Consider the following 1,004-nt stretch of genomic DNA (forward strand, 5'->3'; position numbering starts at 1 on the left):
TTTCCATGATGGATCCAGTAATAGATGGTAGAAATTCCCACGTTAACGCCCTTAGCCTTGACCATCATTTCAGGAGAAACTTTTTGGTTATGATAGTGGAGAATCTTTTCCTTCAGCTCCTTGTTCAATCTTGATTTCTTGACCGAGCGCTTGCGATTATTTTCATAAGACTGTTGAGCATAGTCGGCAGAATAAACCTCTTTAAAGCGTCCTTTTCCAAGACATTGTCGGACTGTCCCACGCTTGATTTCATTGTGAATGGTTTGAGGAGCTTTTCCAAGTAAAGAGGCGATTTCTCTATTTGATCTCCCTTCCTTTTTCCATCGTTCGATTAAGCGACGGCTATCGATTGTCAAATGTTTGGCTTTTGTAGTATAATGGTTTTGCATCTCTGTGCCTTTCTTGTGTTTGTGGTTGAACAACAAGTATAACACAGAGGTGTTTTCTTATGCCTAGAAGAGCTTTCATTTGACAAGAGGAACCCTTGAAGCAGTTTTGTCAGCTAAACCAAGGCTAATCTTAGCCTTGGCTTTCCAGCTTAACAGCTCCAAGCCTCTTATCAAATGAAATCGAGTACTAGCTATAAGCTAGTTAAAACATCTAATTTTTAGGAGGGCTGGATGGCTAACTTCATTATAGAACTTTCATTCGAACGTGAAAATGTCCCATTTGATAAAATAGTCGTATGAAAAGTATCCAACTGAATATGAATGAAACGAAAAAATATCTTGTGATATAGTTGCTTAGTTTCAAACAAGCATGTTATAATAAAGCTATGGCATATAGTACAGATTTTAAACAGCGAGCATTAGATTACATCAAAGAGGGGAACAGCCATGTCGAGGCAGCCAAGGTTTTTGATGTCGGCGTCAGAACTCTCTTCATGTGGGAAAAGAACTTACGTGAACAAGGACACTTAGAGAGGAAAAAGCGAGTCGTCAAAAACCGAAAGATTCCTGTAGCGGAATTGAAAGCCTTTGTAGAGGCTCATACAGATGCTTTTT

General features: G+C 39.1%; 2 protein-coding genes. One reads left to right on the forward strand and one right to left on the reverse strand.

The window, feature by feature from the left end; translation table 11 throughout:
- A partial coding sequence (locus HT693_RS10525; protein ID WP_172925167.1) for a helix-turn-helix domain-containing protein occupies nucleotides 1-389 on the reverse strand: 389 nt, incomplete at its 3' end.
- Between the two features lie 386 nt (nucleotides 390-775).
- Here HT693_RS10525 and HT693_RS10530 point away from each other — a divergent pair.
- The coding region (locus tag HT693_RS10530; protein WP_172925168.1) for an IS630 transposase-related protein at nucleotides 776-1,004 on the forward strand (229 nt) is incomplete at its 3' end.

The sequence above is a fragment of the Streptococcus sp. 2154 genome, assembly GCF_013277255.1.
GTDB classification, from domain to species: domain Bacteria; phylum Bacillota; class Bacilli; order Lactobacillales; family Streptococcaceae; genus Streptococcus; species Streptococcus pseudopneumoniae.